Annotated in this window: 20 protein-coding genes; 14 read left to right on the top strand and 6 right to left on the bottom strand. The window is 57.5% G+C overall.

The features are described 5' to 3' along the window. Positions 1 to 245: 245 nt before the first annotated feature. The 3 genes from EAO82_RS08950 to EAO82_RS08940 all read right to left on the bottom strand — a co-directional run bounded on the left by EAO82_RS08950 (position 246) and on the right by EAO82_RS08940 (position 4588). Positions 246 to 1406 carry a WD40/YVTN/BNR-like repeat-containing protein gene (locus EAO82_RS08950; protein ID WP_231703313.1) on the bottom strand — a complete coding sequence of 387 codons (1161 nt, stop codon included), beginning with the start codon at positions 1404 to 1406 and terminating at the stop codon, positions 246 to 248. A 120-nt stretch (positions 1407 to 1526) separates the two neighbouring features. After that, a complete protein-coding gene (locus EAO82_RS08945; protein WP_153274278.1) occupies positions 1527 to 2894 on the bottom strand; it encodes a DUF1329 domain-containing protein in 1368 nt (455 codons plus the stop codon). A 23-nt stretch (positions 2895 to 2917) separates the two neighbouring features. Then, entirely contained in the window at positions 2918 to 4588 is a 1671-nt protein-coding gene (locus EAO82_RS08940) for a DUF1302 domain-containing protein (protein WP_096346490.1), read from the bottom strand. Between the two features lie 444 nt (positions 4589 to 5032). On the opposite strand from EAO82_RS08940, the gene EAO82_RS08935 reads away from it, so the two are divergent. Continuing rightward, on the top strand, positions 5033 to 5884 hold the full coding sequence (locus EAO82_RS08935; protein ID WP_096346491.1) for an SDR family oxidoreductase: 852 nt from the start codon (positions 5033 to 5035) through the stop codon (positions 5882 to 5884). Between the two features lie 49 nt (positions 5885 to 5933). Here EAO82_RS08935 and EAO82_RS08930 read toward each other — a convergent pair whose 3' ends face one another. Further along, on the bottom strand, positions 5934 to 6842 hold the full coding sequence (locus EAO82_RS08930) for a LysR family transcriptional regulator (RefSeq protein WP_096346492.1): 909 nt from the start codon (positions 6840 to 6842) through the stop codon (positions 5934 to 5936). Positions 6843 to 6973: 131 nt separating this feature from the next. Here EAO82_RS08930 and EAO82_RS08925 point away from each other — a divergent pair, with 131 nt between their 5' ends. The 10 genes from EAO82_RS08925 to EAO82_RS08880 all read left to right on the top strand — a co-directional run bounded on the left by EAO82_RS08925 (position 6974) and on the right by EAO82_RS08880 (position 21097). Beyond that, positions 6974 to 10537: an indolepyruvate ferredoxin oxidoreductase family protein gene (locus EAO82_RS08925; RefSeq protein WP_096346493.1), complete on the top strand. Its 3564-nt coding sequence runs from the start codon at positions 6974 to 6976 to the stop codon at positions 10535 to 10537. A 25-nt stretch (positions 10538 to 10562) separates the two neighbouring features. Then, positions 10563 to 11744 (top strand): isovaleryl-CoA dehydrogenase, encoded by a 1182-nt coding sequence (locus EAO82_RS08920; protein WP_096346494.1) that lies wholly within the window; start codon positions 10563 to 10565, stop codon positions 11742 to 11744. Positions 11745 to 11805: 61 nt separating this feature from the next. Then, positions 11806 to 13413 (top strand): carboxyl transferase domain-containing protein, encoded by a 1608-nt coding sequence (locus EAO82_RS08915; RefSeq protein ID WP_096346495.1) that lies wholly within the window; start codon positions 11806 to 11808, stop codon positions 13411 to 13413. A gap of 59 nt (positions 13414 to 13472) precedes the next feature. Beyond that, the gene (locus EAO82_RS08910) at positions 13473 to 14267 is read left to right on the top strand and encodes a gamma-carboxygeranoyl-CoA hydratase (protein WP_096346496.1); all 795 of its coding nucleotides are present in this window, start codon (positions 13473 to 13475) and stop codon (positions 14265 to 14267) included. Between the two features lie 54 nt (positions 14268 to 14321). Then, positions 14322 to 16277, top strand: coding sequence for an acetyl/propionyl/methylcrotonyl-CoA carboxylase subunit alpha (locus EAO82_RS08905; RefSeq protein WP_096346497.1), 1956 nt, complete (start codon positions 14322 to 14324; stop codon positions 16275 to 16277). Further along, positions 16274 to 17179: a hydroxymethylglutaryl-CoA lyase gene (locus EAO82_RS08900; RefSeq protein ID WP_096346498.1), complete on the top strand. Its 906-nt coding sequence runs from the start codon at positions 16274 to 16276 to the stop codon at positions 17177 to 17179. The genes EAO82_RS08905 and EAO82_RS08900 overlap by 4 nt, the downstream gene beginning before the upstream one ends. Positions 17180 to 17218: 39 nt before the next feature. After that, complete coding sequence (locus EAO82_RS08895; RefSeq protein ID WP_096346499.1) at positions 17219 to 17917, top strand: CoA transferase subunit A; 699 nt, start codon at positions 17219 to 17221, stop codon at positions 17915 to 17917. A gap of 2 nt (positions 17918 to 17919) precedes the next feature. Beyond that, positions 17920 to 18570: a CoA transferase subunit B gene (locus tag EAO82_RS08890; protein WP_096346500.1), complete on the top strand. Its 651-nt coding sequence runs from the start codon at positions 17920 to 17922 to the stop codon at positions 18568 to 18570. Positions 18571 to 18696: 126 nt separating this feature from the next. Next, positions 18697 to 19878 (top strand): acetyl-CoA C-acetyltransferase, encoded by a 1182-nt coding sequence (locus EAO82_RS08885; RefSeq protein WP_096346501.1) that lies wholly within the window; start codon positions 18697 to 18699, stop codon positions 19876 to 19878. A 292-nt stretch (positions 19879 to 20170) separates the two neighbouring features. Further along, the gene (locus EAO82_RS08880; protein ID WP_074779724.1) at positions 20171 to 21097 is read left to right on the top strand and encodes a zinc-binding alcohol dehydrogenase family protein; all 927 of its coding nucleotides are present in this window, start codon (positions 20171 to 20173) and stop codon (positions 21095 to 21097) included. Between the two features lie 100 nt (positions 21098 to 21197). Here EAO82_RS08880 and EAO82_RS08875 read toward each other — a convergent pair whose 3' ends face one another. Beyond that, a complete protein-coding gene (locus EAO82_RS08875) occupies positions 21198 to 21521 on the bottom strand; it encodes a 2Fe-2S iron-sulfur cluster-binding protein (RefSeq protein ID WP_090274929.1) in 324 nt (107 codons plus the stop codon). A 199-nt stretch (positions 21522 to 21720) separates the two neighbouring features. Here EAO82_RS08875 and EAO82_RS08870 point away from each other — a divergent pair, with 199 nt between their 5' ends. The 3 genes from EAO82_RS08870 to EAO82_RS08860 all read left to right on the top strand — a co-directional run bounded on the left by EAO82_RS08870 (position 21721) and on the right by EAO82_RS08860 (position 24169). After that, positions 21721 to 22662, top strand: coding sequence for a Rieske 2Fe-2S domain-containing protein (locus EAO82_RS08870; protein WP_096346502.1), 942 nt, complete (start codon positions 21721 to 21723; stop codon positions 22660 to 22662). A 21-nt stretch (positions 22663 to 22683) separates the two neighbouring features. Continuing rightward, the gene (locus EAO82_RS08865; RefSeq protein WP_074779731.1) at positions 22684 to 23721 is read left to right on the top strand and encodes an aromatic ring-hydroxylating dioxygenase subunit alpha; all 1038 of its coding nucleotides are present in this window, start codon (positions 22684 to 22686) and stop codon (positions 23719 to 23721) included. Between the two features lie 73 nt (positions 23722 to 23794). Beyond that, on the top strand, positions 23795 to 24169 hold the full coding sequence (locus tag EAO82_RS08860; RefSeq protein ID WP_096346503.1) for a VOC family protein: 375 nt from the start codon (positions 23795 to 23797) through the stop codon (positions 24167 to 24169). A gap of 152 nt (positions 24170 to 24321) precedes the next feature. Here the strand turns inward: EAO82_RS08860 and EAO82_RS08855 are convergent, their stop codons facing one another. After that, the gene (locus EAO82_RS08855; protein ID WP_096346508.1) at positions 24322 to 26658 is read right to left on the bottom strand and encodes an FdhF/YdeP family oxidoreductase; all 2337 of its coding nucleotides are present in this window, start codon (positions 26656 to 26658) and stop codon (positions 24322 to 24324) included. Positions 26659 to 26849: the final 191 nt, after the last annotated feature.

Genomic DNA, 26849 nt, shown 5'->3' with positions numbered 1-26849 from the left:
AGCGGACATTCCACTATGGCTGACGTCCAGCGCCACAGCACCGTTCTCAAACTGCATCGCAATATTTGCCGGAGCTACCAGCACCGGCACCAATATGCTCAACATCACAAGGTATCGGGAGAGTGCATGCCTAATGGCATGGCCCATGTTGCGCTTGCAGTTCGCTACTTTATCTCTGGTTTTTCTATATTCAGCGACCATTACTCAGACCTCCAACGAGGTGAACAAAAGTGCGATATATAAGGTTATTGGAACTGACTGATATCTATCTTTCTGGGCCCGGAGAACTGCGCCACTATAAGTGCTCCGGGCTTTTCTGGTTTGGCTGACGAATAAACCTGCCCGGAATAGGGCACTGCAATCAGATCGGTTTCCAGTGTCTCGGTGTTGAGCCTAATCAGTTCGCCCCGCTCACTCACCAACAGGATATGCCCAGCACCGTCGCTGACCGCGTCAACCAGTGTGGCTTGCTGCTGCGTGTTCACTTGCTGCCAGTTATCGCCGCTATCGCGGCTGACATAAAGATTGCCTCTCAAGCCATAGGCAATCAACACGCCGTCACTGACACGCACACCAAAAAAAGTGCCGGTATAGGGCGTTTCGATCTGGACGAAACGTTGCGCTTCGCGGTCCAGGCGCATCAGCAAGCCCTGCTCGCCGCTGAGATAAACCTCATCGCCCTGCATATCGATGCTGTACAGGTGCATACGCCGGTCGTTATCGGTATGTTCCGTCCACGGCTCCCAGCTAGCACCGTTGTCCGTGGTGCGCAGCAGCATGCCAAAAGCGCCCAGCACATATCCTTCGCCTCGTTCGTCTACAAATACATCGAGAAAAGGCGTTGCCATAATGTCAGGATCAGAGGACGTGCTGGTGGCTAAATCGACCTCGCGAAGCATGCTTTCCGCCTCAAACTCATCAAGATCAGAAGGGTTCGTATAATGCTCCTTGAGTAGCGTAACGAGACTGCGCCCATCCAGTTGCACTTCCCATGAAAGCCCGCCATCGGTGGTGCTCAGCAGAACGGAATCATGCCCGACGGCCCAGCCATTAAGCTCGTTCTGGAAATACACCTGCACCAGATCGACCGCCACGGGACTCGGGGATTGGGTCCAGGTTTCGCCATCGTCATTTGAAATAATGATCAAACCGCGCAAGCCGACGCTGACAAGACTTTCGCCAGCGCGAGTCACCGCCAACGCTGGCTCAGAGGCGGCTCCGAGCTGAGTCAGCGCCGACTGCTGCAACGGATCATGAAAACTCGAGGACGCCTGCTCCGCTTGTTCGGACGCCAATACAGGGGACACCTGAAGCGCCAATCCGACGCAGCAAGCGCCTGCGAGAAGGGCCAGTACGGTTGAAGAATATTTAGAGCCAGAGCAACTGAACAGGTGGGATGCTTTCATTATTTTTATCCTCAGTAATCCCGGGAGCACCTTGTTTACCAAGGCACACCTAGTCAACCGGTAAGATCGGCAACGCTTTATCCGTCCTGGATAAATAACGCTGCCTTGATCGAATTGCAGTTAGCGAACGCTCTCTCGGCTAACGACCGCTTCAGGGTTCAGCTCGCGTTCCGAGCGTGGCTCCTTGAGGACCTGATAGCCGCCATTGAGCGCGGCATTGATCAAACCATACATGCCCTTGTTGAAGTCATAGATCGAGTGTTTGACGATGTAAGGGATGTCGTGATCATAAAGTTGTACGCCCCCCAACATCATGGAGCGGTATAGCCGACCACCCTGGTCCCAGGCGTCGTATAGCCCTGCACCATAGGTGTCCTCGTCCAAGTAATAAGTCCGCTTGCTGTAGACGTGACGGTTGCCTTCCTTGAGTGTTGCCTCGACTTCCCACACACGGTGTAGCTCCCAACGCTCGCATTCGGGGTTTACGTGGGATTCCATCAGCTGAGTGTCAGCATCGCAGTCAAAGTACAGCTTGTAGTTGTTGTAAGGAATGTACATCTCCTTTCTACCGACCAGGTCGTATTCGAAGCGATCCTGCATACCCGAAAACATGAACAGTTCATCAAATAGCTCCAGCCCACCCATACTCGCAACTGGGGTATCGTAAGCAAACTCAGGCGCAAGTTTGACCCGACGCTGACCTGGGGTGTAACTCCAGGCGCGACGTGGTTGCTGGGTTGGATCAAGAAAGTCCATATAACCGGTCAGCTCACCCGCACGACGCGCTGGTGCTTTGGTGACGGAGTAAACGCGGGTGTACATCTGCGGATCACGACCCTCTACATCTGATTGGTAGTAAGGCCGCTCTACAAAGGTTGACTGTTCGGAGGCTTTTGTCACGGTACCACTGGAGGCCACGATCCAACTGTTGGAGGAGCGTGTGGTAGTGCCATACTTGCCATCGTTGTAACGCGTTTGTTGATTCCAGATCAGCTCATGACCGGTCTGGGGAATCGGGAAAGGTATTCCGCCGCGACATTCCGGCTCAAGCGCAAGCCCGTCTTTCAACGTCTCACAGCTTGTGGCATTGCGCACGGTGGCTTCGAGAATATCCTCCGGATGAGCTGCGGTGCGGTGGGTCGGATAGATGTCCATGTAATAGGTATCTGGATTGCGTTTAAGCAATTCAATTTGCCCTGCACTCAACTGGTCCGCGTACTGCTCAACGTTGCTGGCATCAATGCGGAACAGCGGCTCCTCATCCTTGAAGGGATCAGTCCAGTAACCGTTGCCCGGTTTGAAACCCGGAGGAGCCTCACGAAGCCCCCCTTCAAAAGGGGGGATAGTACCGGCTTCATTGCCTGCTTGAATCGCCCCGATACGCGTAAGAGACTCGCCGAGTTTGGCAGCTTCCTCCGCAGGCACTGCGGCCAATGAATACGCCGAAATCCCTGTCAAGGCGATGCTTAAGGCAAAATGAAGTTTCATAACGTGCTCCGATATTATGTTTATTAAAAGGACGTCTTGTAGGTCAGCGAAACCCAACCACGGTCGGTACCACCTACTGCGCCGTTGCCGTTAACCATCTCGGCGCCATTGGCATTGAGGGTGTTCTTCTCTTGAGCAGCAGTATCCGCGTAGCGCAGGGTAAAGTCGTGACGCTGACGATAAGTCATTAGTGCACCCACAGACCAGGCCAACGCGCCTTCTGAACCACCACCAGCAGTAGCGGCGTTACCATGCAGTCCGTAGTTTACGGTTAACGGAATGGACAGGTCCCATGACGGCAGAATGGCCAGGTATTGCGGCGTATAGTTCACAGCTACAGCTGCGTAATTGCGGGTCGAGCAACCATCTTCTTTGCTGCCGGAGCCGGCAATGCCTGGAGTGCGAAGATCGGTACAGGCTGCGTTTCCTTCTCCTTTGTAAAGCTGATCGTTCTTCGTCACCTTATCCAAATGGCTGAACGCCAGCTCGGCTACCAGCACCGAGTTGTTCGCTAGCCAGTTGCGAGGCACACCATAAACAGCGTTTACCACAGCATGGTAGGTATCACCGCGGGGGCCTTCATTGTTTACCGAACTGATGCCAGTGGCGTTTAAGGCGCCATCCTGGCGATACGACAGTTCCGCGCCGATAGAAGCCGAACCGATGTTGCCCGCGTAGCTAACACCGGTCAGCTTCACGTTACGTGGATACACCAACCGGTATTGGCCGGCAGCCAGATCAATCTGAGGGGACAGCCACGCCTGGTAGTCGTCAAATTGACGATGATAGATACCCACAGTTGCACCAAGGCTTTGAATATCGTAACGCGCCATTACGCCCCAGTTGGCGTCATCACGCCCAAGCTTGGAATCAGCCCTCTGAAGGTTAAATCCTGGGGCTGCAGGCAGACGGTCAGGGCCTTCAAAGAAAGGATCTGCCGCGCCAAAGTAAGTACCACCAAACGGAAAGCGAGTGTGATCCCATTCGTAGAAATACTGACCGGAGATAGACAGGTTATTGGTTACCTGCGCCTTAGCTGAAATCTGACCAATCGGTAAAAATACCTCCTTGGTTTCAATCCCTGGGCTGGTTACAGCTTTAACCGCATCGAGAGGAGCCTGGGAATAAGATATCGCGTGCGCCCCAAACAACAGACCCTCGCCCCAATACTGCGTGTGTTGGCCGACTTTCAGGTTGACGGGGGTGTCACCCAGATCAAAGTTCGCCCAGACAAAGGCGTCTAGAATTTCTCCCGAGGGGCCGTACACGTAACGCTCAACCTCAGAGCTGTAGCGGTCATTGTTATAGCTTGTCGAAAAACCTGGCACATTGCTCTCAACGGAGCGATCACTATAGGCATCGTCGTACCAGCCGGCAGCACTGACTCGGGCGCCGTAATGCCATTTATAGGCCAGATCGATTTCAGTCAGGATGTCTATGCGATTGGTGACGATGTCACCCTTATCAAACTTGCCGTTTGACTCGTCAAAGGCAGGATTATTCATGATTGCGCTGTCCTGGCTGTCCGTACGGATACCCAGGTTGTAGCGAATGGTATTGTCCCAGCGCAGACGTATATCGGGGTTACCGATGTCGATTTGCATGGCTGAAACGCTACCTGTAGCCGCAATAACTGCGAGAGCCAGCGCACTGCGAGCCAAGCCGATATGACCAAATTTGATTTTAGTGTTCATCTGTGTTCCTTGTTTTTATTTTCAGTGGCTAATGAAACATCGCGTATCGCTGCAAGGCCACAAGCGCCTTTCAACCACAGCCCCGGTGGGCTTAGCCTGTCGCGCTCAGTTCAGCGTGTAGCCATCCTAGCCGAACAAATAACATAATTCCATATCAAGATTTACATTCTGCATTCAGATTAACACAACAAACCATAAACCGAGTTTGCGCAACCATTACTGAATCTGCCCAAAAGGGCGAAAAACCGGGCGATCACCCTTTTTAAATCATCACCTCACTCAATAAATTAAACATAATTTTGTCTTTTGTTCAATTTGTGTTTCTATTTTTCTCTAGTGTCCGACGTGTCACGCACCTATTTCTGACCCAAGACGCGCCTATTTAGGCACCTCTGGGCAAAACTGGCGGGCCAAAAGTGCGCCTTTTATCATCACGGAGAATGTATGAATATTGATTTAAAGGGTAAGCGCGTAATCATTACAGGTGCCTCCCGAGGTATTGGCCGGGCAATAGCCAAAGCCTTTGCCGAGGACGGCGCAAAAGTGGCTGTCTGTGCGCGTGATCTCCAGGCAATTTCAGATACCGGCAAGGCGTTAGGAAGCAGTGGGGCAGCAGTCATCGCTCGATCTGTAGATGTGACTGATACTGCGGCAGTACAAGCATTCGTTGCAGAGGTGGCTGAAACCTGGGGCGGTGTGGATGTACTGGTGAATAACGCGGGCCAGGGCAAGGGCGGGAATCTGGACACCCTCACTCCTGAAGACATCCTTGCGCACGCCAACATACTGCAAATGGGTCACTTTCGCTTTGTACAGGCCGTAGTGCCTTTTATGCGAAAGCAGCGCTGGGGCAGGATTATTGAAATCAACGCGCTTGCAGGGGTAGTCCCAACCCCAGAGGGTATCCCGTCCGTGATCAACCGCGCCTCCTGTGTGGCCCTGTCAAAATCGCTCGGCATGTCGCTACCTAAGGACAACATTCTAGTCAACTCGTTGAACATGGGCTGGATCGATACCGGCCAGTGGGATCGGCACTTCAAGGAAATGGGGCCAGGCGTAACCCGCGAAGAATTTGATGAAATGGTCATGAAGGTAGTACCACTTGGGCGCTACGGCCGCCCCGAGGACGTGGCTGGCATGGCACTGTTCCTTGCCAGTGACTACGCGAACTTCATCAGCGGTGCGTCTATCGATATTGCCGGCGGCATGGGCGGACAGATAGCGTATTTCCCCACGTTAAAGCGCGACTTCGCCGAGTCAATCAGGCAGCGCAGAGAAAATGCGGCTAAGGGTTGAGCCGCATTTTCGGAATACGGCCAGCGCCTGACTAGCCATCAACAGCTCCTCAGGAGCCGCAAGCATGAATGAGGAACTGCTGAAAGGCACTGGCAGCCTCGTTCAGGCTGACGCCTTCGCGCCAGATCAAGCCTAGCTCCATCGGCGGCACAGCATCGGTCAGCGGGCGGATTTCAATCCTTTTGCCTTCCAGCGACCAGGCGCGATAGAGCATGTCTGACAAGATTGTCACGCCAAAACCGTGGGCCACCAGCCCGCGTAGCGATTCCATCGAAGAGGTACGAAAAGCCACCTGCGGCTCCAGGTTCTGGCTATGCCAATAGCGCAGCGCCGATGGCTCACCTTCATCCACCGTGGGCATGATGTAAGCGTATCCGGCTATATCCTTCAAGGTGATAGATGCCGACTGCATCAAGGGATGGCTGGACGACAGCCACAGTTGTCTGCGCGACCTGATCAGCACGCTGTGCTCCAAGCCTCCGAGGTCGCTGGCATTGGAGGTCACAATCAAGCCGACGTCCAAATCGCCCGATTTGACTGCCGCTTCAATACTCCCACGGTCCATATCGATCAGATCGATTTCTACATCGGGATAACTGCGTTTGAACCGCGCCAGCAAATTAGGCAGGAAATAGCCCAGCACCGTATACGACGCCCCTACCCTTACCACCCCGTTAATTGCATGGCTGAGAAAGAACGGCTCACTAAGCGCATCCTGCAATGTGTCGAGGATGTGGCTTGCATGCTGGAGAAACTTGTTGCCCTCCGCCGTCAGGCTGACCCCGTAAGGCATCCGCTCGAACAGCTTCACACCTAAGCGCTCTTCTAGCTGCATCACTGCAGTGGTGATTGCGGACTGCGAGACATGCACTTTGCTCGCTGCTTGAGAAAATTGACCGGTCTCCGCAGCGGCAACGAAATAGCGCAGCTGGCGCATGGAGATATCATGATTTGACATTTGTTTTTCAGATACCTGTATCTAGTTTTTATAAATTTACGATACCAGCACCCCTTCATATACTCCAGCAATCTCGCCCTACCGTGAACAGCAGTAGCCATAAAACAGAATAAAACAGGTAATGAGCAGCCATGGGAACGTCCCTCTCGCTTGATGACAAGTATACCCAGATAAGCGGCTATCAACTGATGACCGGCGTTCAGGCACTGGTGCGCCTGCCGATCATGCAGCGCCAGCGCGACCTGGCAGCTGGGCTGAATACCGCAGGATTTATCTCCGGCTATCGGGGCTCGCCCCTCGGCGGCTTTGACCAGCACCTGTGGCGTGCTCGGGATTACCTAAAAGAGAGCCACACCCAGTTCCAGCCAGGCGTCAACGAGGAGCTTGCGGCCACCTCCATCTGGGGGACCCAGCAGGTCAACATCTTTGAAGGCGCAACCTATGACGGTGTGTTCGGTATGTGGTACGGCAAAGGCCCGGGCGTTGACCGCTCCGGAGACGTATTCCGCCATGCCAATGCCGCCGGCACATCGAAATTTGGTGGCGTACTGGCTGTCGCCGGTGACGACCATGGCGCCCGCTCCTCTTCACTGCCTCACCAGACTGAGCATATCTTTAAAGCCGTGATGATGCCGGTTCTGGCGCCTTCTGGTGTGCAGGAATACCTGGATTACGGTATTCATGGCTGGGCGATGTCGCGTTACTCCGGTTGCTGGGTGGCGCTGAAGGCCGTCGCCGATACTGTTGAGAGCGCAGCAATTGTCGATATCGATCCGTTCCGCGTCGAATCGATCATTCCTGACTTCCAGATCCCCGAAGGCGGCCTGAACATCCGCTGGCCCGACCCACCGTTGGCTCAGGAACAACGCCTGCTCGAACATAAGCTTTATGCGGCATTGGCATACGCCCGGGCCAATCGTATCGACCGCGTGGTAATGGACTCGCCTAATGCGCGAATCGGCATCATCACCGCAGGCAAATCCTATCTGGACGTGTGCCAGGCGCTGGAGATGCTCGGCATTGATGCAGAGCAGGTGCAGCAGATGGGCCTGCGGGTTTACAAAGTGGGCATGGTCTGGCCTCTGGAAGCCGAAGGCGTGCGCCATTTTGCTGAGGGTCTGGAAGAAATCATCGTGGTGGAAGAAAAGCGCCACATGATCGAATACCAAATGAAAGAAGAGCTGTACAACTGGCGTGAAGACGTAAGGCCCCGCATCGTTGGTAAGTTCGACGACAAGGGTGAGTGGAGCATGCCCCACACCGATTGGCTGCTTCCGGCCATCAGTGAACTGACTCCGGCACACATCGCCCGCGCTCTGGCCAAGCGAATTCTGCGCTTACACCCCGACGAACGACTGCAACTGCGGTTACAACAGCTCGAGGCACAGCTCACCACCAAAAACGTACTGGGCGCATTGATGGATCGCGTGCCGCATTACTGCTCGGGTTGCCCGCACAATATTTCCACCAAAGTTCCACAAGGCAGCCGCGCGCTAGCGGGCATCGGCTGTCATTACATGGCCGCTTGGATTTATCCGCAGACCCAGACGTTCAGTCAGATGGGTGGCGAAGGCGTGGCCTGGATCGGCCAGGCGCCATTCACCACTACCAAGCACGTATTCGCCAACCTTGGTGACGGTACCTATTTCCATTCCGGCATCCTGGCAATCCGTGCCGCCGTCGCTGCCAAGGTCCAGATGACCTACAAGATCCTGTACAACGATGCTGTTGCCATGACCGGTGGACAGCCGGTGGATGGCATCCTCACGGTGCCACAGATCACTCAGCAACTGGCGGCCGAAGGCGTCAAACGCATTGCGGTTGTCACAGATGAGCCGGAAAAATACGCATCAGTGACGGACTTGGCAGAGGGCGTGCCAGTGCTGCACCGCGATGATATGGAAAAGCTGCAAAAGGAGTTGCGCGAGTTCGAGGGCGTGTCCGCCATCGTCTACGATCAGACCTGCGCTGCGGAAAAACGCCGCCGTCGCAAGCGCGGCAAGTTCCCTGATCCTGCCCGCCGGGTGGTGATCAACCAGGCGGTATGCGAGGGTTGTGGCGATTGCAGTAGCAAATCCAATTGCATGTCAGTGGTGACTGTCGATACCGAATTCGGCCAGAAGCGCAGCATCGATCAGTCATCGTGCAACAAGGATTTCTCCTGCCTGTCGGGCTTTTGCCCGAGCTTCGTGACCGTGGAAGGCGGCGCATTGCGCAAGGCCAAGGCGCTGGGCAACACCGGCGCCGATGAATGGCATCTGCCCACCCCGGCCATGGCCTCACTGGATCAGCCCTACAGCATCCTGGTCACTGGCGTAGGCGGCACCGGCGTGGTGACCATCGGCGCGCTGCTCGGCATGGCTGCCTACATCGAAGGCAAAGGCGTTCTGAATCTGGATATGGCCGGCATGGCGCAGAAAGGCGGCGCCGTGTGGTCGCATATCCGCATTGCTGCCGAGCAATCGCAACTGCATGCGCCCCGTATTGCCGCAGGCGAAACCAGCCTGTTGCTGGGTTGCGACCTGGTGGTCAGCGCCAATAACGAAACTCTGGAAAAGCTGCGTCAAGGAGTAACCCACGCGGTAGTGAACTCCGACGAAAGCATCACCAGCGAGTTCGTGCGCACCTTTGCCATGCAGGCCGAGAGCGGCAACCTCGAAGCGCACCCGGATCCGAAGTTCCGCACCCAGGCCATGTCGGCGCAGATCGCTGATGCTGTTGGCGAGGGTCAATCGACTTTCCTTGATGCCAGCCGCATCGCCACCGCACTGATGGGCGACTCGATCGCTACCAACACCTTTATGCTCGGCTTCGCCTATCAGAAGGGCTGGTTGCCGGTCGCACAAGAATCGCTGGTTCAGGCCATCGAGCTGAATGGAACGGCTATTGAGTTCAACCTTAAGGCATTCGATTGGGGCCGCCGTGCTGCCGTCGACCTGCCACGCCTGCGCAACCTGATCGACAGCAACAGCAGCAAATCCGCCGGGCAGCACCTGTCGCAGAACCTGGATGAGGTCATCCAGCGCCGTATAACGACCCTGACCGAGTATCAGAACGCCAAACTGGGAGAAAAGTACCTGGCTCGCGTGCAGCAGTTCCGTGATGCTGAAACGCGGATTGCTGGCGAGCCCGGCAAGCTGACTGAAACTGTGGCGCGTAATTATTTCAAGGTGCTGGCTACCAAGGATGAATACGAGGTGGCTCGACTGTTCACCAATGGCGACTTCATGAAAAAGATCGAAGCGCAGTTTGAGGGAAACTACAAACTCAACTTCCATCTCGCTCCGCCCATCATGAACAACGCCAAGCCTGGCGAAGAGCCAAAAAAACGCAGCTTCGGCCCTTGGATGATGCGCAGCTTCAAGCTGCTGGCAAGAATGAAATTCCTGCGAAACTCGATCATCGACCCCTTCGGCTACACCGCCGAGCGCAAGGTCGAACGCGAATGGCTGGCAATCTATGAAGGCATTCTTGACGAGGTGCTTGAGAAGCTTAGCGCCGAGAAACTGCCAATCGCTATCGAGCTGACCAACCTGCCTGACATTGTTCGTGGCTATGGCCCGGTTAAGGAACGCTATCTTGATCAAGCCCACGCTCAACATGCTCGCTTGTTATCCGCATGGCGCAATGAGCAAAAGGCTCAATTCCATGATGCGACCACCCAGGATGCGCGCATCCAGGCCACGCAGCTCTAAACCACAAGAACAGGAGTACAAGAAAATGAGCACGATACCCGGACTGGATTTTTTTCTTGGTGAAGACATCGACATGCTGCGTGATTCGGTTGCCGGCTTTGCTGCCAAGGAAATCGCCCCGCGTGCCGCCGAAGCCGACCGTACCGACGAGTTTCCGATGGATCTGTGGCGCAAGTTCGGCGACATGGGCCTGCTTGGCCTTACCGTTGCTGAAGAATACGGTGGCTCAGGTATGGGCTACCTGGCGCACATGATCGCCATGGAGGAAATCTCCCGCGCGGCCGGTGGCATTGGCCTGTCTTACGGTGCCCATTCGAATCTCTGTGTGAACCAGATTCACCGCAACGGCAGCGAAGCGCAGAAACAGAAGTTCCTGCCCAAACTGATCTCCGGCGAGCACATCGGCGCCCTGGCCATGAGCGAGCCGAATGCCGGCTCCGACGTGGTCTCCATGAAACTGCGCGCCGACAAGAAAGGCGACCGCTACGTACTGAACGGTACCAAGATGTGGATCACCAATGGCCCTGATTGCCACGTATTGGTGGTCTACGCCAAGACTGATCTCGCCGCTGGAGCCAAGGGCATGACCGCCTTTATTCTGGATACCGACACCCCCGGCTTCTCCGTCGCGCAAAAGCTCGACAAGCTCGGCATGCGCGGCTCGCACACCGGTGAGCTGGTATTCAACAACGTTGAAGTCCCGGAAGAAAACATTCTCGGCGGCCTGGGTGAAGGCACCAAGGTGCTGATGAGCGGGCTGGATTACGAACGCGCCGTGCTGAGCGGTGGCCCGATGGGGCTGATGCAGGCGTCCATGGATATCGTCACGCCCTATATCCACGACCGCAAACAGTTCGGTCAGAGCATCGGCGAGTTCCAGCTCATTCAGGGCAAGGTCGCTGACATGTACAGCACCCTTCAGGCCTGCCGCGCTTATCTCTACAGCGTGGGCAAATACCTCGACGCGATGGGCAGTGGGCATGTCCGGCAGGTGCGCAAGGACTGTGCGGGCGTAATTCTGTACACCGCCGAGAAAGCCACGTGGATGGCCGGTGAAGCAATCCAGATCCTTGGCGGCAACGGTTACATCAATGATTACCCTACCGGCCGCATCTGGCGCGACGCAAAATTGTATGAGATTGGCGCAGGTACCAGTGAGATACGGCGCATGCTGATCGGGCGCGAACTCTTCAACGAGACCCGGTGAAGCCTCCTCATAACCGGTGAGGCCTCCTCATAAGAAGCGCCCTTATAAAAAGAGATGATCCATGAGTATTCTCAACAGTCAAATCAATCGCAACGCGCCAGATTATGCGGCTAATTGTTCGGCCATGCAGACACTGGTGACTGACCTGCAAGCGTTGCTGGCGCGGGTTGCCGAAGGCGGCGGTGCCAAGGCACAGGAGCGCCACATCTCGCGCGGCAAACTGTTGCCCCGCCAGCGCATCGATGCCCTGCTCGACCCAGGTTCGCCGTTTCTGGAAATCGGCCAACTGACCGCACATGAGGTCTACGGTGAAGACGTTCCCGCCGCCGGCCTGATCGCTGGCATCGGGCGCGTGGAAGGTGTCGAATGCATGATCGTGGCCAACGACGCAACGGTCAAAGGCGGCTCCTATTACCCGCTGACGGTAAAAAAACACCTGCGCGCGCAGACCATCGCCCAGCAGAACCGCCTGCCGTGCATCTATCTGGTGGATTCCGGCGGCGCCAACCTGCCACGCCAGGATGAGGTATTCCCCGACCGCGAACACTTCGGCCGCATCTTCTTCAATCAGGCCAACATGAGCGCCCAGGGCATTCCGCAGATTGCCGTGGTCATGGGCTCCTGTACCGCAGGCGGAGCCTATGTGCCAGCGATGGCAGACGAAGCGATCATGGTACGCAACCAGGCAACCATTTTTCTTGCCGGCCCACCGCTGGTCAAAGCCGCCACCGGTGAGGTGGTCAGCGCCGAGGATCTGGGTGGCGCCGATGTGCACTGCAAGACCTCAGGCGTGGCCGATCACTATGCCGAGAACGACGAACACGCTCTGGCCCTGGCCCGCCGCTGCATCGCTAATCTGAACTGGCGCAAACAGGGTGAGCTGAACTGCCGCGCACCAATCAATCCGCGTTACGCCAGCGACGAGCTGTACGGCATCATCCCGGCCGATGCCAAGCAGCCCTTTGATGTACGCGAAGTGATTGCTCGCCTGGTCGACGACAGCCAGTTCGACGAATTCAAGGCGCTGTATGGCACCACGCTGGTGTGCGGCTTTGCCCACCTACATGGGCATCCGGTCGCGATCCTGGCGAACAATGGCATCCTATTCGCCGAGTCCGCGCAAAAAGGCGCGCACTTTATCGAGCTCGCCTGCCAGCGCGGCATTCCGCTGCTGTTCCTGCAAAACATCACCGGCTTTATGGTCGGGCAGAAATACGAGGCCGGCGGTATCGCCAAGCACGGTGCCAAACTGGTCACGGCCGTGGCCTGCGCCCAGGTACCCAAGTTCACCGTGATCATCGGCGGCAGCTTCGGCGCCGGCAACTACGGCATGTGTGGCCGCGCCTACGATCCGCGCTTCCTGTGGATGTGGCCAAATGCGCGCATTTCGGTGATGGGCGGCGAACAGGCCGCAGGCGTGCTGGTGCAGGTCAAGCATGAGCAGGCTGAGCGCGCCGGCGAGACCTTCAGCGCAGAGCAGGAACAGACGCTGCGCAAACCGATTCTCGAGCAGTACGAGCGGCAGGGTCACCCCTACTACTCCAGCGCGCGGTTGTGGGACGACGGGGTAATTGACCCGGCGCAGACCCGCGACGTGCTCGGGTTGGCGATATCGGCCGCGCTAAACGCGCCTATTGTACCGACCCGCTTTGGGGTGTTCAGGATGTGATTGCTTCAGCCGCCGCTTCACCCAGGCGGCTGATTGCCACAACACGGATTGAGAAAGCCATGACCAGCTTCAAGACAATCGAACTCGAATACAGCGACAACGGCGTAGCGACCCTGTGGCTGAACCGGCCCGAACGCAACAATGCCTTCAATGCCGAGATGATCAGTGAGTTGTTGGCGGCCATGGACGAGGTTCAGGCTACCGAAGGGCTGCGGTTTCTCCTGCTGCGCGGGCGCGGCAAGCATTTCTCTGCCGGAGCCGATCTGGCCTGGATGCAGGAATGCGCCAAGCTCGATTACCAGGCCAACCTGAGTGACGCCAGGGAACTGGGGCAACTAATGGCCAGTCTGGCGCAGCTCAGCCTGCCAACTCTGGCCGTGGTACACGGGGCAGCCTTTGGTGGTGCGCTGGGTTTGATCAGTTGCTGCGATATAGCCATTGGGACCAACGACAGCCTGTATAGCCTGTCCGAGGTGCGTATCGGCTTGCTTCCCGCCGTGATCAGCCCCTACGTGGTGCAGGCTATCGGACAACGGGCGGCGCGCCGCTACGCCCTGACCGCCGAGCGTTTCAGCGGGGAACGCGCACAGGAACTGGGCTTGCTTGCCGAATGTTATCCGGCCGAGAAACTGGACGTAGCGCTACAGGAGTGGGTCGATAACCTGCTGCTGAACAGCCCCCAGGCCATGAGCGCAACCAAGGCACTGATGCAGACCGTTAAGCATGGTGAGCCGAGCGGCGATGTCCGCAGTTATACCGAAGCGGCTATTGCCGGCATCCGGGTCAGCGCTGAGGGCCAGGAAGGACTCAGCGCCTTTCTGGAAAAGCGCAAACCGGCATGGCAACAAGGCTAAAGATAATGAACACAGAACAACACACAACTTCGCCATGATGTGGGACGAACAAAAATGATCAATACCCTGCTTATCGCCAACCGCGGCGAAATTGCCTGCCGTGTCATGCGCACCGCCAGAGAGATGGGCATTACCACTGTCGCCGTACACAGTGACATTGACCGTCAGGCGCAGCATGCCCTACAAGCCGATATAGCCATCAGCCTGGGTGGCGCGAAACCAGCGGACAGTTATCTGCTGGTCGACAAGATTCTCGCTGCCGCCCACGCCAGCGGCGCCCAGGCGATTCATCCCGGCTACGGTTTTCTGTCCGAGAATGCCGGCTTTGCCCGTGCCTGCGAAGAGCAGGGCCTGATCTTCGTCGGGCCACCCGCCTCGGCCATCGATGCCATGGGCAGCAAATCAGCGGCCAAGGCGCTGATGGAGAAGGCCGGCGTGCCGCTGGTGCCTGGCTACCATGGCGACGAGCAGGACCTGCAAACCTTCGTAACGGCCGCTGAGCGCATCGGTTACCCGGTGTTGCTCAAGGCCACCGCCGGCGGTGGCGGCAAAGGCATGAAGGTGGTCGAGCGCGCAGCGGATATGGCTGAAGCACTGGCATCAGCGCAGCGGGAAGCTCAGTCCTCCTTTGGCGATGCGCGCATGCTTGTTGAAAAGTACGTATTGCAACCCCGCCACGTGGAAATTCAGGTATTTGCTGACCAGCACGGCAATGGTGTTTATCTAAACGAACGCGACTGTTCGATCCAGCGCCGTCACCAGAAGGTGGTTGAAGAAGCCCCTGCTCCGGGCCTTTCGCCCGAACTGCGCAAGGCCATGGGCGATGCCGCAGTGAAGGCCGCCCAGGCTATCGGATACGTCGGTGCCGGCACGGTGGAGTTTCTGCTGGACGCGCGCGGGGAATTCTTTTTTATGGAAATGAATACCCGCTTGCAGGTCGAACATCCAGTCACCGAAGCCATCACCGGGCAGGATCTGGTCGCCTGGCAATTGCGGGTGGCCCAAGGCGAAAAGCTCCCGCTGACGCAGGAGCAGGTGCCGCTGATGGGGCACGCCATTGAGGTGCGCCTGTACGCCGAAGATACGGATAACGACTTTCTCCCGGCCAGCGGCACCCTACAGCTTTATCGCGAGCCAACCGCAGGCAAGGGCCGCCGCGTGGACAGCGGCGTTACCGAAGGCGACGTCGTCTCGCCTTTCTACGATCCGATGATCGCAAAACTGATTGCCTGGGGCGAGACGCGGGAAGAAGCGCGCTTGTCCCTGCTGGCCATGCTGCGCGAGACCGTGGTGGCTGGCGTGCAGACCAACCTGAAGTTCCTGACCCGTATTCTGGCTCACCCCGCCTTCGCCAAAGCCGAACTGGATACTGGTTTTATTCCGCGTCATGCAGAGCAATTGTTGCCCGCGCCTGAAGCGCTCGATGAGCAGTTCTGGCGCGTCGCGGCGAAGGCCTGGTTGCTGGCAATGCCTGGCGCCTCGTCAGTGGCCTCCGGCCCTGGCGAATCCAGCCCATGGACTGACCTGACCAGCTGGCGCGCCGGACTGCCCGCGCAGAGCCGCCTGCATTTGCGCTGTGGCGAGCTGGACCAGCCCTTTGCCGCCTTAGACGTAACCGGCTGCTCATATTGCCCGACTACCCAGACGCTGCTGATCACCGAGGCGCAGCTGACCAGCCGCCACCGCCTGCTGATCAGCAACGGCGCGCTGTATCTGCACTGGCACGACAGCTGGCAGCGGATCGATCGATTTGACCCGATTGCCGAAGTCGACCACTCCCACCAGCACGCTGGTGGTTTGCAAGCACCGATGAATGGCAGCGTCGTGCGCGTCATGGTCGAGCCAGGCCAACAGGTCGAGGCTGGCGCCGTGTTGCTGGTGCTCGAAGCGATGAAGATGGAACACAGCATTCGCGCCGCCGAAGCCGGCACGGTGAAGGCAATCTTCTGCGCCGAAGGCGAGCTGATCGCCGAGGGCACCCTGCTGGTGGAAATGGAGGAAGCGCAATGAGTCTGCCCGCCTCGGTCAAACTGGTCGAAGTAGGCGCGCGCGACGGCCTGCAGAACGAGGCTCAGCCAGTCAGCAGCGCCGACAAGATCCGTCTGATCGACGACCTGAGCATCGCCGGGGTGGGCTACGTCGAGGTTGGCAGTTTCGTCTCGCCCAAGTGGGTCCCGCAGATGGCCGGCTCACAGGACGTATTTGCAGGGATTCAGCGCCGCGCCGGCACGACCTACGCGGCGCTCACACCGAACCTGAAAGGTTTTGAGTTGGCTTTGCAAGCCGGTGCTGACGAGGTGGCGGTGTTTGCCGCGGCCTCCGAAGGCTTTTCACAGCGCAATATCAACTGCTCGATCCGCGAAAGCATACAGCGTTTCGAACCCGTCATGAGCGCCGCAGCCGAAGCCGGCGTGCGGGTGCGCGGCTATGTATCCTGCGTGCTGGGTTGCCCCTATGACGGCGAGATCGCCGCCAGCCAGGTGGCCAACGTAGCCCGCGACCTGCACGCCATGGGCTGCTACGAAATCTCTCTGGGCGACACTATTGGCACCGGCACGCCCGGCGCCACGCGCAATCTGTTCGAAACCGTTGCGCAGCACATTCCGCGTGATCAACTGGCCGGCCACTTTCACGACACCTACGGGCAAGCGCTGGCCAATATCTATGCCGGGCTCCTGGAAGGCATCCAGGTATTCGACAGTTCGGTTGCCGGCCTTGGCGGTTGCCCCTACGCCAAGGGCGCCACCGGCAATGTCGCCACCGAAGACGTTCTCTACCTGCTCAACGGCCTGGGCATCCACACTGGAATAGACCTGGACGCGCTGATTCAAGCCGGCAACCGCATCAGCGCGCTGTTGAACCGGCCCTCCGGTTCGCGCGTTGCCCGAGCCAGAAGCAGCCAGCTTGACTAATAACCACACACCTTAACGGGAAGAGGAGCATCTATAACAATGAACAAAATCTATCCTGACGCTCGAGAGGCCCTCGCCGGGCTTGTCGACGACGGCATGACCCTGGCGGTCGGCGGATTCGGGTTGTGCGGTATCCCTGAAGCCTTGATCGAAGCCCTGCGCGATACGCAGAAAAAGGATCTTACGGTTATCAGCAACAACGCTGGCGTTGACGGTTTTGGGCTAGGGCTGCTGCTCGAATCCCGCCAGATCCGCAAGATGGTGTCGTCCTATGTGGGCGAGAACAAGGAGTTCGAGCGCCAGTATCTGTCGGGCGAGTTGGAGCTGGAATTCACGCCCCAGGGCACCCTGGCGGAAAAGCTGCGCGCCGGTGGCGCCGGGATTCCGGCTTTCTATACCCGGACCGGCTACGGCACGCTGATCGCCGAAGGCAAGGAAACCCGCCAGTTCAACGGCGAGTGGTATGTGATGGAGACCGCGCTAACGGCAGATGTGGCGCTGGTCAAGGCCTGGAAGGCCGACAAATCCGGAAATCTGGTGTTCAACAAGACCGCGCGTAACTTCAACCCCCTGGCGGCGACGGCTGGCAAGATCTGCGTTGTCGAGGTTGAGGAAATCGTCGACACCGGCGCGCTCGATCCCGATCAGATTCACCTGCCGGGAATCTATGTGCAGCGGATTGTGCTCAATGCCAATCCGGAAAAACGTATCGAAAAACGTACCACACGGAGCGCTTGATCATGGCCTGGACACGCGAACAAATGGCGCAACGAGCTGCTCAGGAATTGTCTGACGGCTTCTATGTAAACCTTGGCATCGGCCTGCCTACGCTGGTGGCCAACTACATCCCCGAAGGCATGGATGTGTGGTTGCAGAGCGAGAATGGTCTGCTCGGTATCGGCCCCTTCCCCGAGGACGATAAGGTCGATCCAGACCTGATCAACGCTGGTAAGCAGACTGTTACCAGCCTGCCCGGCAGCAGCTTCTTCGACAATGCCGACTCCTTCGCCATGATCCGTGGCGGACATATCAACCTGGCGATCCTGGGTGCGATGCAGGTATCGGAGAAAGGCGATCTGGCCAACTGGATGATCCCCGGCAAGATGGTCAAGGGCATGGGCGGCGCGATGGATCTGGTCGCCGGCGTCAAGCGCGTCGTAGTGCTGATGGAGCACAACGCCAAGGACGGCAGCCCGAAGATTCTCAAGCAGTGCGACCTGCCCCTGACCGGTCTCGGCGTGGTTACCCGGATCATTACCGATCTCGCCGTGCTGGATATTACCGACGCCGGCCTGGAGCTGCTCGAACTGGCGCCCGGCATCACCGTCCAGGCATTGCAGGATGCAACCGGCTGTCCGGTGCTGACCGAGCAATACCACAGCAAATACTAGCCTGCCCTGCGGGGTAGGCTCACTGGTTTCCGGAGTAGCTAACCAAGCTGCTCTGGGAATGCTGCCCGTTGAAGTTTTTACGTGGCTTACCATTATGGTAGCCACGTTTTTTTTGGAGAAAAGATCATGCAAGACGTCGTCATTGTCGCAGCAACGCGTACCGCCATCGGCAGTTTTCAAGGTTCGCTGGCGAATGTGCCAGCGGTTGAACTGGGCGCCACCGTCATCCGTTCATTAATGAGCAGTACTGGTCTGGACGCCAGCCAGGTTGATGAAGTCATCCTTGGCCAAGTGCTGTCTGCTGGCTGTGGTCAGAACCCGGCCCGCCAGTCGGCGATCAATGCCGGTCTGCCGTTCAGCACCCCCGCGCTGACGCTGAACAAACTGTGCGGCTCCGGTCTCAAGGCCGTGCACATGGCCATCCAGGCGATCCGCTGTGGCGACGCCGAGATCATCATTGCCGGCGGCATGGAAAGTATGAGCCTGGCACCCTACATACTGCCTAAAGTGCGCACCGGCCTGCGCATGGGTCATGCCCAGATTGAGGACAGCCTGCTGAAGGATGGCTTGATCGATGCCTTCAACGACTATCACATGGGCATCACCGCTGAAAACCTGGCAAGCCAGTACAAGGTCAGCCGCGAAGATCAGGACGCCTATGCCCTGCTTTCTCAGCAGCGCGCCAATGCGGCGATCAATGCCGGACGCTTTCAGAATGAAATCACCCCAGTGATGATTCCCCAGCGCAAAGGCGATCCCGTTGCCTTCAATACCGACGAGCAACCCCGCGCCGAGACATCTGAAGGCAGCCTGGCAGGCCTGCGTCCGGCGTTCAAAAAGGATGGCAGCGTCACCGCTGGCAACGCCTCGACCTTGAATGACGGCGCAGCGGCCGTAATGCTTATGACGGCGGAAAAGGCCAAGGCGTTGAGTCTTCCGGTACTGGCGCGTATCAAGGGATATGCCAGCGCTGCGGTCGATCCGGCGATCATGGGTATCGGACCGGTGCCAGCCAGCAAGAAATGCCTGAGCAAAGCCGGCTGGTCTATCGCGGAACTGGATCTGATCGAAGCCAACGAGGCCTTCGCTGCCCAGTGTCTGTCGGTCGGCAAGGAACTGGAATGGGACGTGTCAAAGGTCAACGTCAACGGCGGCGCTATCGCCCTGGGTCACCCCATCGGCGCATCCGGCTGCCGTGTGCTGGTTACCTTGATCTATGAAATGGCTCGACGTGATGCCAAGAAAGGCCTGGCGACGCTGTGTATCGGTGGTGGACAAGGTGTCGCGCTGGCAGTCGAGCGCGATTGATCGGAGCGGGCGCTGAGGTTGAGTCGACCAAAGCGCCCATTTCCCCTGTATTGCCGAGCCTGTGACTTGCCTCTTTTAGCGATTCTGACCTTTCTACTCCAGGCTCCGAAATGCCCATGGAGACCAGATCAGAACGCCATAACTCACGCAAGCAACCACACTGGTATTCTTTTGACAGAATGCGAATCTTATTACAGGATACCAATCTACCTCAGCGCAACGATACATCCTCAAACCGGGCCACTAGCCCAGTCGACTCGCGAACACCGCAGCATCGACAAAGGAGACAATAATGAAAGCAGCTGTCATTACTGAACGCGGCGCAACGCCCGTCATGCAGGAATTCAAGAAACCGACTCCCCAGGAAGGCGCCGTACTTATTCATGTCGATACCGCCGGCCTGGGTGGCTGGGACGTACTCGGGGCCTATCGGCTAGGCGTCGAGTATCCCTGCGTGATTCGCGGCGAAGGGGTAGGCCGCACTGATGATGGAAGACGGGTTTATTTCGGCGAACGCTCAGTGCTTCCGTTTGGCGCTTGGGCGGAGCAAACAGTAGTTCCCGCGGAAGAAGTCTGGGATGTTCCGGACCACATCGATGATCGCACGGCTATTACCATGGGGATCGCGGCCACAGGCGCGCTGGTTCCGCTGGAAGCAGCCAGTATCCAGCCAGGTGAAAACGTTCTGATCCTGGGCGGTACCGGCACGCTCGGCCAGATTGCATTGCAGTTGGCACGCTACCTTGGGGCTGGCAGGGTCGTCGCAGCAGGCCGAAGCGAGAAGGCTCTGGCCCGGCTGACGGAACGTGGTATCGCCGATGCAACAGTCTGTCTGAAAGGCGACGACACTGACGTTGCGGCGCTGAAAAAGGAAGCTGGCGACGGTTTCGACGTGGTGCTCGACCTGGTATGCGGACAGCCCATGCTCAATGCATTAAAAGCGTCGCGCTGGGGCGCCAGGATCATGACCATCGGGACCGGAGCCGGTCGTCAGGTCAATCTCGATATCGCCGATCTACTGTTCAAAACGCTTTCCTGCATCGGCACTGGCCAACGCCCCCCTGCAGACCGCCGCCAGATTTGGGAACGCCTTCTCACCATCGCAACCGAGCAGAACATTTCCGTGGATTATTCCGAGTTTGCCTTTGATGACTCGCCCCAAGCCTGGACGTCCCAGGTCGACGGTCCACACGCCAAGATCTACGCCAAAGTCAGATAGCTAGGTGCGTAACTGGGACGCATTCGGTTGATGATTCCCCCTGGGAAGGACGAGCTTTTTAAGCAGATCCTTCCTTTTTTATTTGCGTAATCCCCTGGTCTCAAATCTGGGTTGGAGGAAACGTCACCGCCATCCCCTCATGTTCGGCCTGCAAGGTTACACAGCAGCCCAGCCGGCTCTGGGCAAGCCGGGGAGCCGCGACCCCTTCAAGCATGTCGTCTTCCATGCCATCCATTTCCGGCAACCGATCCAGCCACGACTCGTCAATATAAACGTGGCAGGTGGCGCACTGGCACGCCCCTCCACAATCACCCAGGATCCCTTCCAGACCGTGATTGGCCGCAACCTGCATGAGCGTCTGGCCCGCAGCGGCTTCTACAACCTGTTGACGATCATCTGAAAAATTGAAAATTACAGTTGGCATTGGGGCTCTCCGCGCCTGACGGCTTCCGGTAACTGGGTAATTCATGATGCCTTAAGAAATCGCAGATTTGAACACTTATAAAATATCTGTCTATTTTAATTTGATTAAAATGCCGAGCCAGCCTAAAGTATTTTCAGGCATTTTCCGCAAGGCGAAGGCCACACATAACACCAAAACAACAATAACGAGGTAAACCCTGATGGTTAATGGCGCTTGGTGGGCTTCGGCTTTATCCGAGGCGGTAAACAATGAAAAGCCCCTGGCAGTTGTCTGCAATGGCGAGGAGCTAGCCCTGTTTCGGGATGGGCAAGGTCAGGCGTTTGCATTGGAAGACCGCTGCCCCCATCGCCGCGTGCCCCTATCCCTTGGCTGCGTTATAGAGAGCGGAATCCAGTGTGGCTACCATGGCTGGACATTTGACGGCGCCAGCGGCGCTTGCACGACGATACCCAACCTGCACGCCAATGAACGAGTGCCTGCCCGATATGCGGCGCGACCCTACCCTGTGGCTGAGCGAAACGGATTTGTTCACGTCTGGTTAGGGGAAGGTGAGCCGAATGAGTCGGTGCCTGCGGCAACTTATCAGCCTGAAGGTTGCGAATATACCGGCGCGGGCACCATCAGTATTCTGCACGAGGAATATCTTGCCGCAATGCTCGATGGGCCCCACTGCCTGATCAGTTTTGACGCGGTAAAGATGACTGACTTCTTTTTGGGCGATCCCCGTCTGCAGGATGACCATCTGATTCTTGACCGAGGCGCAGTCTGGTCAACCAGGGTGCTGCCGCCGCAGTTCGTTGTCGACTATCCCCTGATCGTCCGTACGTCTGTTCCTGTGCGCGGAGGCGACATTCGCGTTGACCTTCTCACCGAACAGGAAGCGCCGTTGTGCACCGTTTTCATTGCCTCGGGGGCCAACCGACGCGGTACCACCAGTATCTGTTGGCGAGGTTTCCTGCCCCAGAGTGATGTCAGCCACGTACCGCTGCGCTGGAGGGTGGCACGCAAAATGAAACGCCCGCCCTTCCGAGTGCACACTCAGGTTGACGGCAAGCTCCTAGCCGCTCTGCTGGAAGCACCCTCCCGTGATCTGGCAAGGCTACGTGACTCGTCACTAATCCCCCTACGTGCCGCCGTCTGAATGCTGCCAGGAGAATTCAAAATGCACACTGTATCCACCAGCGACACCGCCGCAGGGCAGCGCACCAAGCGTCCCTCCGACTGGACTCCGGTCAATTATGATCTGCACGATACTTGGTTTCCGGTCTCGCACAGTCGCGACGTGACTTCAAGACCCATCCGCCGGATCATCCACTCCCAGCCTTATTTTCTCTGGCGTGAAAACGGTATACCTCAAGCGGCAGAGTTTCATCCATCACGGCTGGCAGCCCTGCGCCACGCCAGCAGCGCCTTCACCGGCGGTTCCGGCAGCTATCCTGTCATCGAACGCTACGGCTATATCTGGGCGTGGTATGGCGACCCCGACCACGCGGATATCCAACTATTGCCCCATATCCCCTTCCTGCCCCTGGACGGCAATATTCCGGGCTACACGCAGCGGACCGTCCGGTTCGACGCCTCATCGGCGCTCTCGGTGGAAAACCTCATCGACCTGACCCACGCCGATTTTCTGCATGCCAATACTATCGGCGACGGCATCTCCGAATCCGACGTCGTCGAAGTGGAATGGACGTCCGAAACGGTAACCAGAACCCGTATGGTCACGCAGAAGTCAGTCGCGCCAGTCATGCGCTGGGTGGGCGGGATACGCGCCAGGTATCAGGATTTCCGTGCGGTGCTGCATATTCATCTGCGCAGCAATGTCTGCATCTCCTACCCACGGTTCCGGCCAGGCTACGACATTCCCAATCTGCAGCCGTTTCTGCCGGTAGGCAGGCATCGCTCGCGTTGCGACGTGACCTTCAATACTACCGCTGCACCCTCCCCCTTTCGCTATCTGATGCCGCGAATCAATTACATCATCCAGCCCCAGGACAACTCGGTGGTACGTCCGCAGAATGAGCGTTATCTGGACGCATCAGACAGGCGTGACCTGCATTCTCGCTTCGATGCGCCTGGCACCCGATACCGTTACCAGATGGAACAACTGGCCGAGCGCCAGCGCCGAGGGGACTTCTCCTATGGCGCTGATGCCGAACCGGGACGTGACATTACTGCATTGCTAGGCATGGATGGCTAACCGCTACGTGCCTAAGTAACCTCTTAAACCGACTGAGCGCCATGAAAGGCGCGTTAACCAGGAGAATCGTCCTATGTTTTCACACGTCACTTTGGGTACCAACGACCTATCCAGAGCTCGTATCTTCTACGATTCAGTGCTTGGCGCACTGGGTTATGAAAACCTTGGTAATAAGGAAACAGCATCGCTCTGGGGCGGCGCGGGCCCGCGCTTCGTCGTGCTAAAGCCCGCCGACGGTAACATAGCCAGTGTAAGCAATGGCCTGACAGTAGGCTTTGCAGCAGCGAACCGAGCCGCAGTCGATGAGTTCCACCAGCGTGCGCTGCAAGCGGGAGGTACGGATGCTGGCGCACCCGGATTCAGAGATGTGGGGCCGAATGTGTACGCAGCCTATGTGCGCGACCTTGATGGCCACAAGATAGTAGCCAGCTGCATCAGCGAGCACTGACTGGCACAGCACTGGAAGAAAGGCCGCCGGGTAAGCTACTTCAGCGGCCGATCATACTCCATGGAGTCCCTCGGCTCGCCCAGATCCACCAACCTTCGTGAACACTTCCTACCAGGCTCACTGAAATCGAATGGGAATAATGCATGAAGCTTTCAGGCTTCAGTTAATTCGAGCTTCGCTCCCCTCTCTCCAGGCAACAGTTTGATCGGTATAAATTTTGATGCCGGGGTGAAACTGTCCACGCCGAAACTGTCCAGCGGAACCAGCGGATTTATCTCAGGATAGTAAGCCGCCGCCTGCCCTTCAGGAATATCGTAGGGAAGCAGCGTGAACCCTCTGACTTTCCGTTCAACCCTGTCATCCCACAACGAAACCAGATCAACCTTCTCGCCGGCCTCGAAGCCCAGCCGGTCAATGTCCGCCTGGTTGATGAACAATACTTCGCGCTGCCCGGATACGCCCCTATAGCGGTCGTTCAGGCTGTATATCGTGGTGTTGTACTGATCGTGAGAGCGCAAGCTCTGGACAATCAGATCGTGGCGCTGCCCACTGGCCCGCACCTTCTCGTGAACCAGACTATCCGGCAGGAAGGTAGCTGAAAAACGCGCCTTCTCGGTGCTGGTACGCCACACACGCTGGCTGGCCGAGTTGGGCAAGTGAAAGCCTCCAGGCTGTTTCAGACGGTCTTCAAACTGATCGAAACCGGGCACCGTCCGGGCAATCGCGTCCCGGATCAGCCGATAGTCGTCACGCATCGCCTGCCAGCTCACGGGATGATTGCCCAGCGTGGCCTCGGCGATGCCGGCTATGATCCAGGGTTCCGAGCGCATCTGCTTTGATAGAGGCTCTAGTTGCCCAAACGATGCGTGCACCATGCTGAAGGAATCCTCAACGGTGACGCATTGTGCGCCTGCTGCCTGTTGATCGATATCCGTTCTGCCAAGGCACGGCAGAATCAGGGCGTCCCTGCCCACCATCAGATGGCTACGATTGAGCTTGGTGCTGATCTGCACCGTCAGCGCACAGTTCCTCAGCGCCTGATGAGTCAACACGCTGTCGGGCGTGGCTTGCGCAAAGTTACCCCCCAAAGCTACAAACACACGGGCTTCGCCCTTCAGCATGGCGTGGATAGCTTCAACGGTGTTATGGCCATTGCCGCGTGGCGGCTCGAAACTAAAGCTCTCCGCCAACCGGTCGAGGAATTCCTGCGGCGGCCTTTCGTTGATGCCCATGGTGCGGTCACCCTGAACGTTGCTGTGCCCGCGCACAGGGCAGAGGCCAGCGCCCAGGCGACCGACGTTCCCGCGCAATAGCTGCAGGTTTACTATTTCCTGAATAGTCGCCACGCCGTGATGATGTTGGGTGATGCCCATCGCCCAGCAGAAGATGACGTTGGAAGCCTCGCAATAGAGCTTGGCGGCCCTCTCGATCTGACCCAGACTCAGGCCTGATTGCTCAACGATATGCGCCCAATCGGTGGCGTCCAGTACCTCAAGATAGGCGGCAAATCCATCGGTCTGCAGGAGGATGAAGTCATCGTCCAGTACGCCGGAAACCCCGCGGCGTTGCGCATCTCTTTCCCATGCCAAAAGGAATTTTGCCATGCCTCGGAGAATGGCCATATCACCACCCAGCGCCGGTTGAAAGAAATCCGTATGCATCGGTTTCGATCGGTTGGTGAGCATTTCCGACATCTTCTGCGGATGCTGAAATCGCTCCAGCCCGCGCTCCTTCAATGGGTTGAAACACACCACCTTCGCGCCGCGCCTGACGGCATCCCGCAGCGGCTCAAGCATGCGTGGGTGATTAGTGCCAGGATTCTGTCCCAGAACGAATATGGCATCGGCGTGCTCGAAGTCTTCGAAGGTCACCGTGCCCTTGCCCGTTCCCAGACTCCCGTTCAGCGCTACACCGCTCGCCTCATGGCACATGTTCGAGCAATCGGGAAAATTATTGGTACCGTAGGCACGGGCGAACAACTGATAGAGAAAAGCCGCCTCGTTGCTGGCACGACCCGACGTATAAAATTCAGCCTGATCTGGAGATTCGAGGTGATTGAGGTGATCGGCAATCACCGCAAAGGCAGCATCCCAACTGATCGGAAGATACCGATCGGTCGCTGCGTCGTAGCGCACAGGTTCCGTCAAGCGTCCCTGGTATTCAAGCCAGTAGTCACTTTGCTCACGCAACTGGGTGACGCTGTGCCGGGCGAAAAACGTCGCGTCCACCCGCCGGCTGGTCGCTTCCCAATTGACCGCCTTCGCGCCATTTTCACAGAATTTGACCGCACCGGATTCCGGTGAATCACCCCAGGCGCAACCGGGGCAATCAAAGCCTCCCTGTTGATTGGTTCTGAGCAACGCCTTGATGTTCTTGATGGGCTGTTCGCTGTTCAGCCACGCATGGGTAACGCTCAGCAACGCACCCCAGCCAGCTGCAGGACCCTTGTAGATTTTGAACTGCGTTTTGCGGTTATGTAACCAACTCATCCGATTCACCAAGTGCGGGTGCATGGATCAGAGTATCGCGAAGAGACTTTTAGAGTCCTTCATTCGCCACCCTCCGTTCTTTTGACAGAATATAAATCTTACTACAGAATCATATCCCACTACAGCGCACAAACATGCCAAACATAGCCGGAGCTTCTATCTCGCGCATTTGTCGACAAAAGGAGAATAAC

The organism is Halopseudomonas pelagia, assembly GCF_009497895.1.
Classification (GTDB): Bacteria; Pseudomonadota; Gammaproteobacteria; order Pseudomonadales; family Pseudomonadaceae; genus Halopseudomonas; species Halopseudomonas pelagia_A.
The sequence above is the reverse complement of the archived record's forward strand: the minus strand, read 5'-3'. Positions and strand labels throughout refer to the sequence as shown.

Excerpts from the sequence above, each read along its gene's own strand:
- EAO82_RS08950 (WP_231703313.1), bottom strand. The coding sequence starts at position 1,406 with ATGAAAGCATCCCACCTGTTCAGTTGCTCTGGCTCTAAATATTCTTCA.
- EAO82_RS08945 (WP_153274278.1), bottom strand. The coding sequence starts at position 2,894 with ATGAAACTTCATTTTGCCTTAAGCATCGCCTTGACAGGGATTTCGGCG.
- EAO82_RS08940 (WP_096346490.1), bottom strand. The coding sequence starts at position 4,588 with ATGAACACTAAAATCAAATTTGGTCATATCGGCTTGGCTCGCAGTGCG.
- EAO82_RS08935 (WP_096346491.1), top strand. The coding sequence starts at position 5,033 with ATGAATATTGATTTAAAGGGTAAGCGCGTAATCATTACAGGTGCCTCC.
- EAO82_RS08930 (WP_096346492.1), bottom strand. The coding sequence starts at position 6,842 with ATGTCAAATCATGATATCTCCATGCGCCAGCTGCGCTATTTCGTTGCC.
- EAO82_RS08925 (WP_096346493.1), top strand. The coding sequence starts at position 6,974 with ATGGGAACGTCCCTCTCGCTTGATGACAAGTATACCCAGATAAGCGGC.
- EAO82_RS08920 (WP_096346494.1), top strand. The coding sequence starts at position 10,563 with ATGAGCACGATACCCGGACTGGATTTTTTTCTTGGTGAAGACATCGAC.
- EAO82_RS08915 (WP_096346495.1), top strand. The coding sequence starts at position 11,806 with ATGAGTATTCTCAACAGTCAAATCAATCGCAACGCGCCAGATTATGCG.
- EAO82_RS08910 (WP_096346496.1), top strand. The coding sequence starts at position 13,473 with ATGACCAGCTTCAAGACAATCGAACTCGAATACAGCGACAACGGCGTA.
- EAO82_RS08905 (WP_096346497.1), top strand. The coding sequence starts at position 14,322 with ATGATCAATACCCTGCTTATCGCCAACCGCGGCGAAATTGCCTGCCGT.
- EAO82_RS08900 (WP_096346498.1), top strand. The coding sequence starts at position 16,274 with ATGAGTCTGCCCGCCTCGGTCAAACTGGTCGAAGTAGGCGCGCGCGAC.
- EAO82_RS08895 (WP_096346499.1), top strand. The coding sequence starts at position 17,219 with ATGAACAAAATCTATCCTGACGCTCGAGAGGCCCTCGCCGGGCTTGTC.
- EAO82_RS08890 (WP_096346500.1), top strand. The coding sequence starts at position 17,920 with ATGGCCTGGACACGCGAACAAATGGCGCAACGAGCTGCTCAGGAATTG.
- EAO82_RS08885 (WP_096346501.1), top strand. The coding sequence starts at position 18,697 with ATGCAAGACGTCGTCATTGTCGCAGCAACGCGTACCGCCATCGGCAGT.
- EAO82_RS08880 (WP_074779724.1), top strand. The coding sequence starts at position 20,171 with ATGAAAGCAGCTGTCATTACTGAACGCGGCGCAACGCCCGTCATGCAG.
- EAO82_RS08875 (WP_090274929.1), bottom strand. The coding sequence starts at position 21,521 with ATGCCAACTGTAATTTTCAATTTTTCAGATGATCGTCAACAGGTTGTA.
- EAO82_RS08870 (WP_096346502.1), top strand. The coding sequence starts at position 21,721 with ATGGTTAATGGCGCTTGGTGGGCTTCGGCTTTATCCGAGGCGGTAAAC.
- EAO82_RS08865 (WP_074779731.1), top strand. The coding sequence starts at position 22,684 with ATGCACACTGTATCCACCAGCGACACCGCCGCAGGGCAGCGCACCAAG.
- EAO82_RS08860 (WP_096346503.1), top strand. The coding sequence starts at position 23,795 with ATGTTTTCACACGTCACTTTGGGTACCAACGACCTATCCAGAGCTCGT.
- EAO82_RS08855 (WP_096346508.1), bottom strand. The coding sequence starts at position 26,658 with ATGAGTTGGTTACATAACCGCAAAACGCAGTTCAAAATCTACAAGGGT.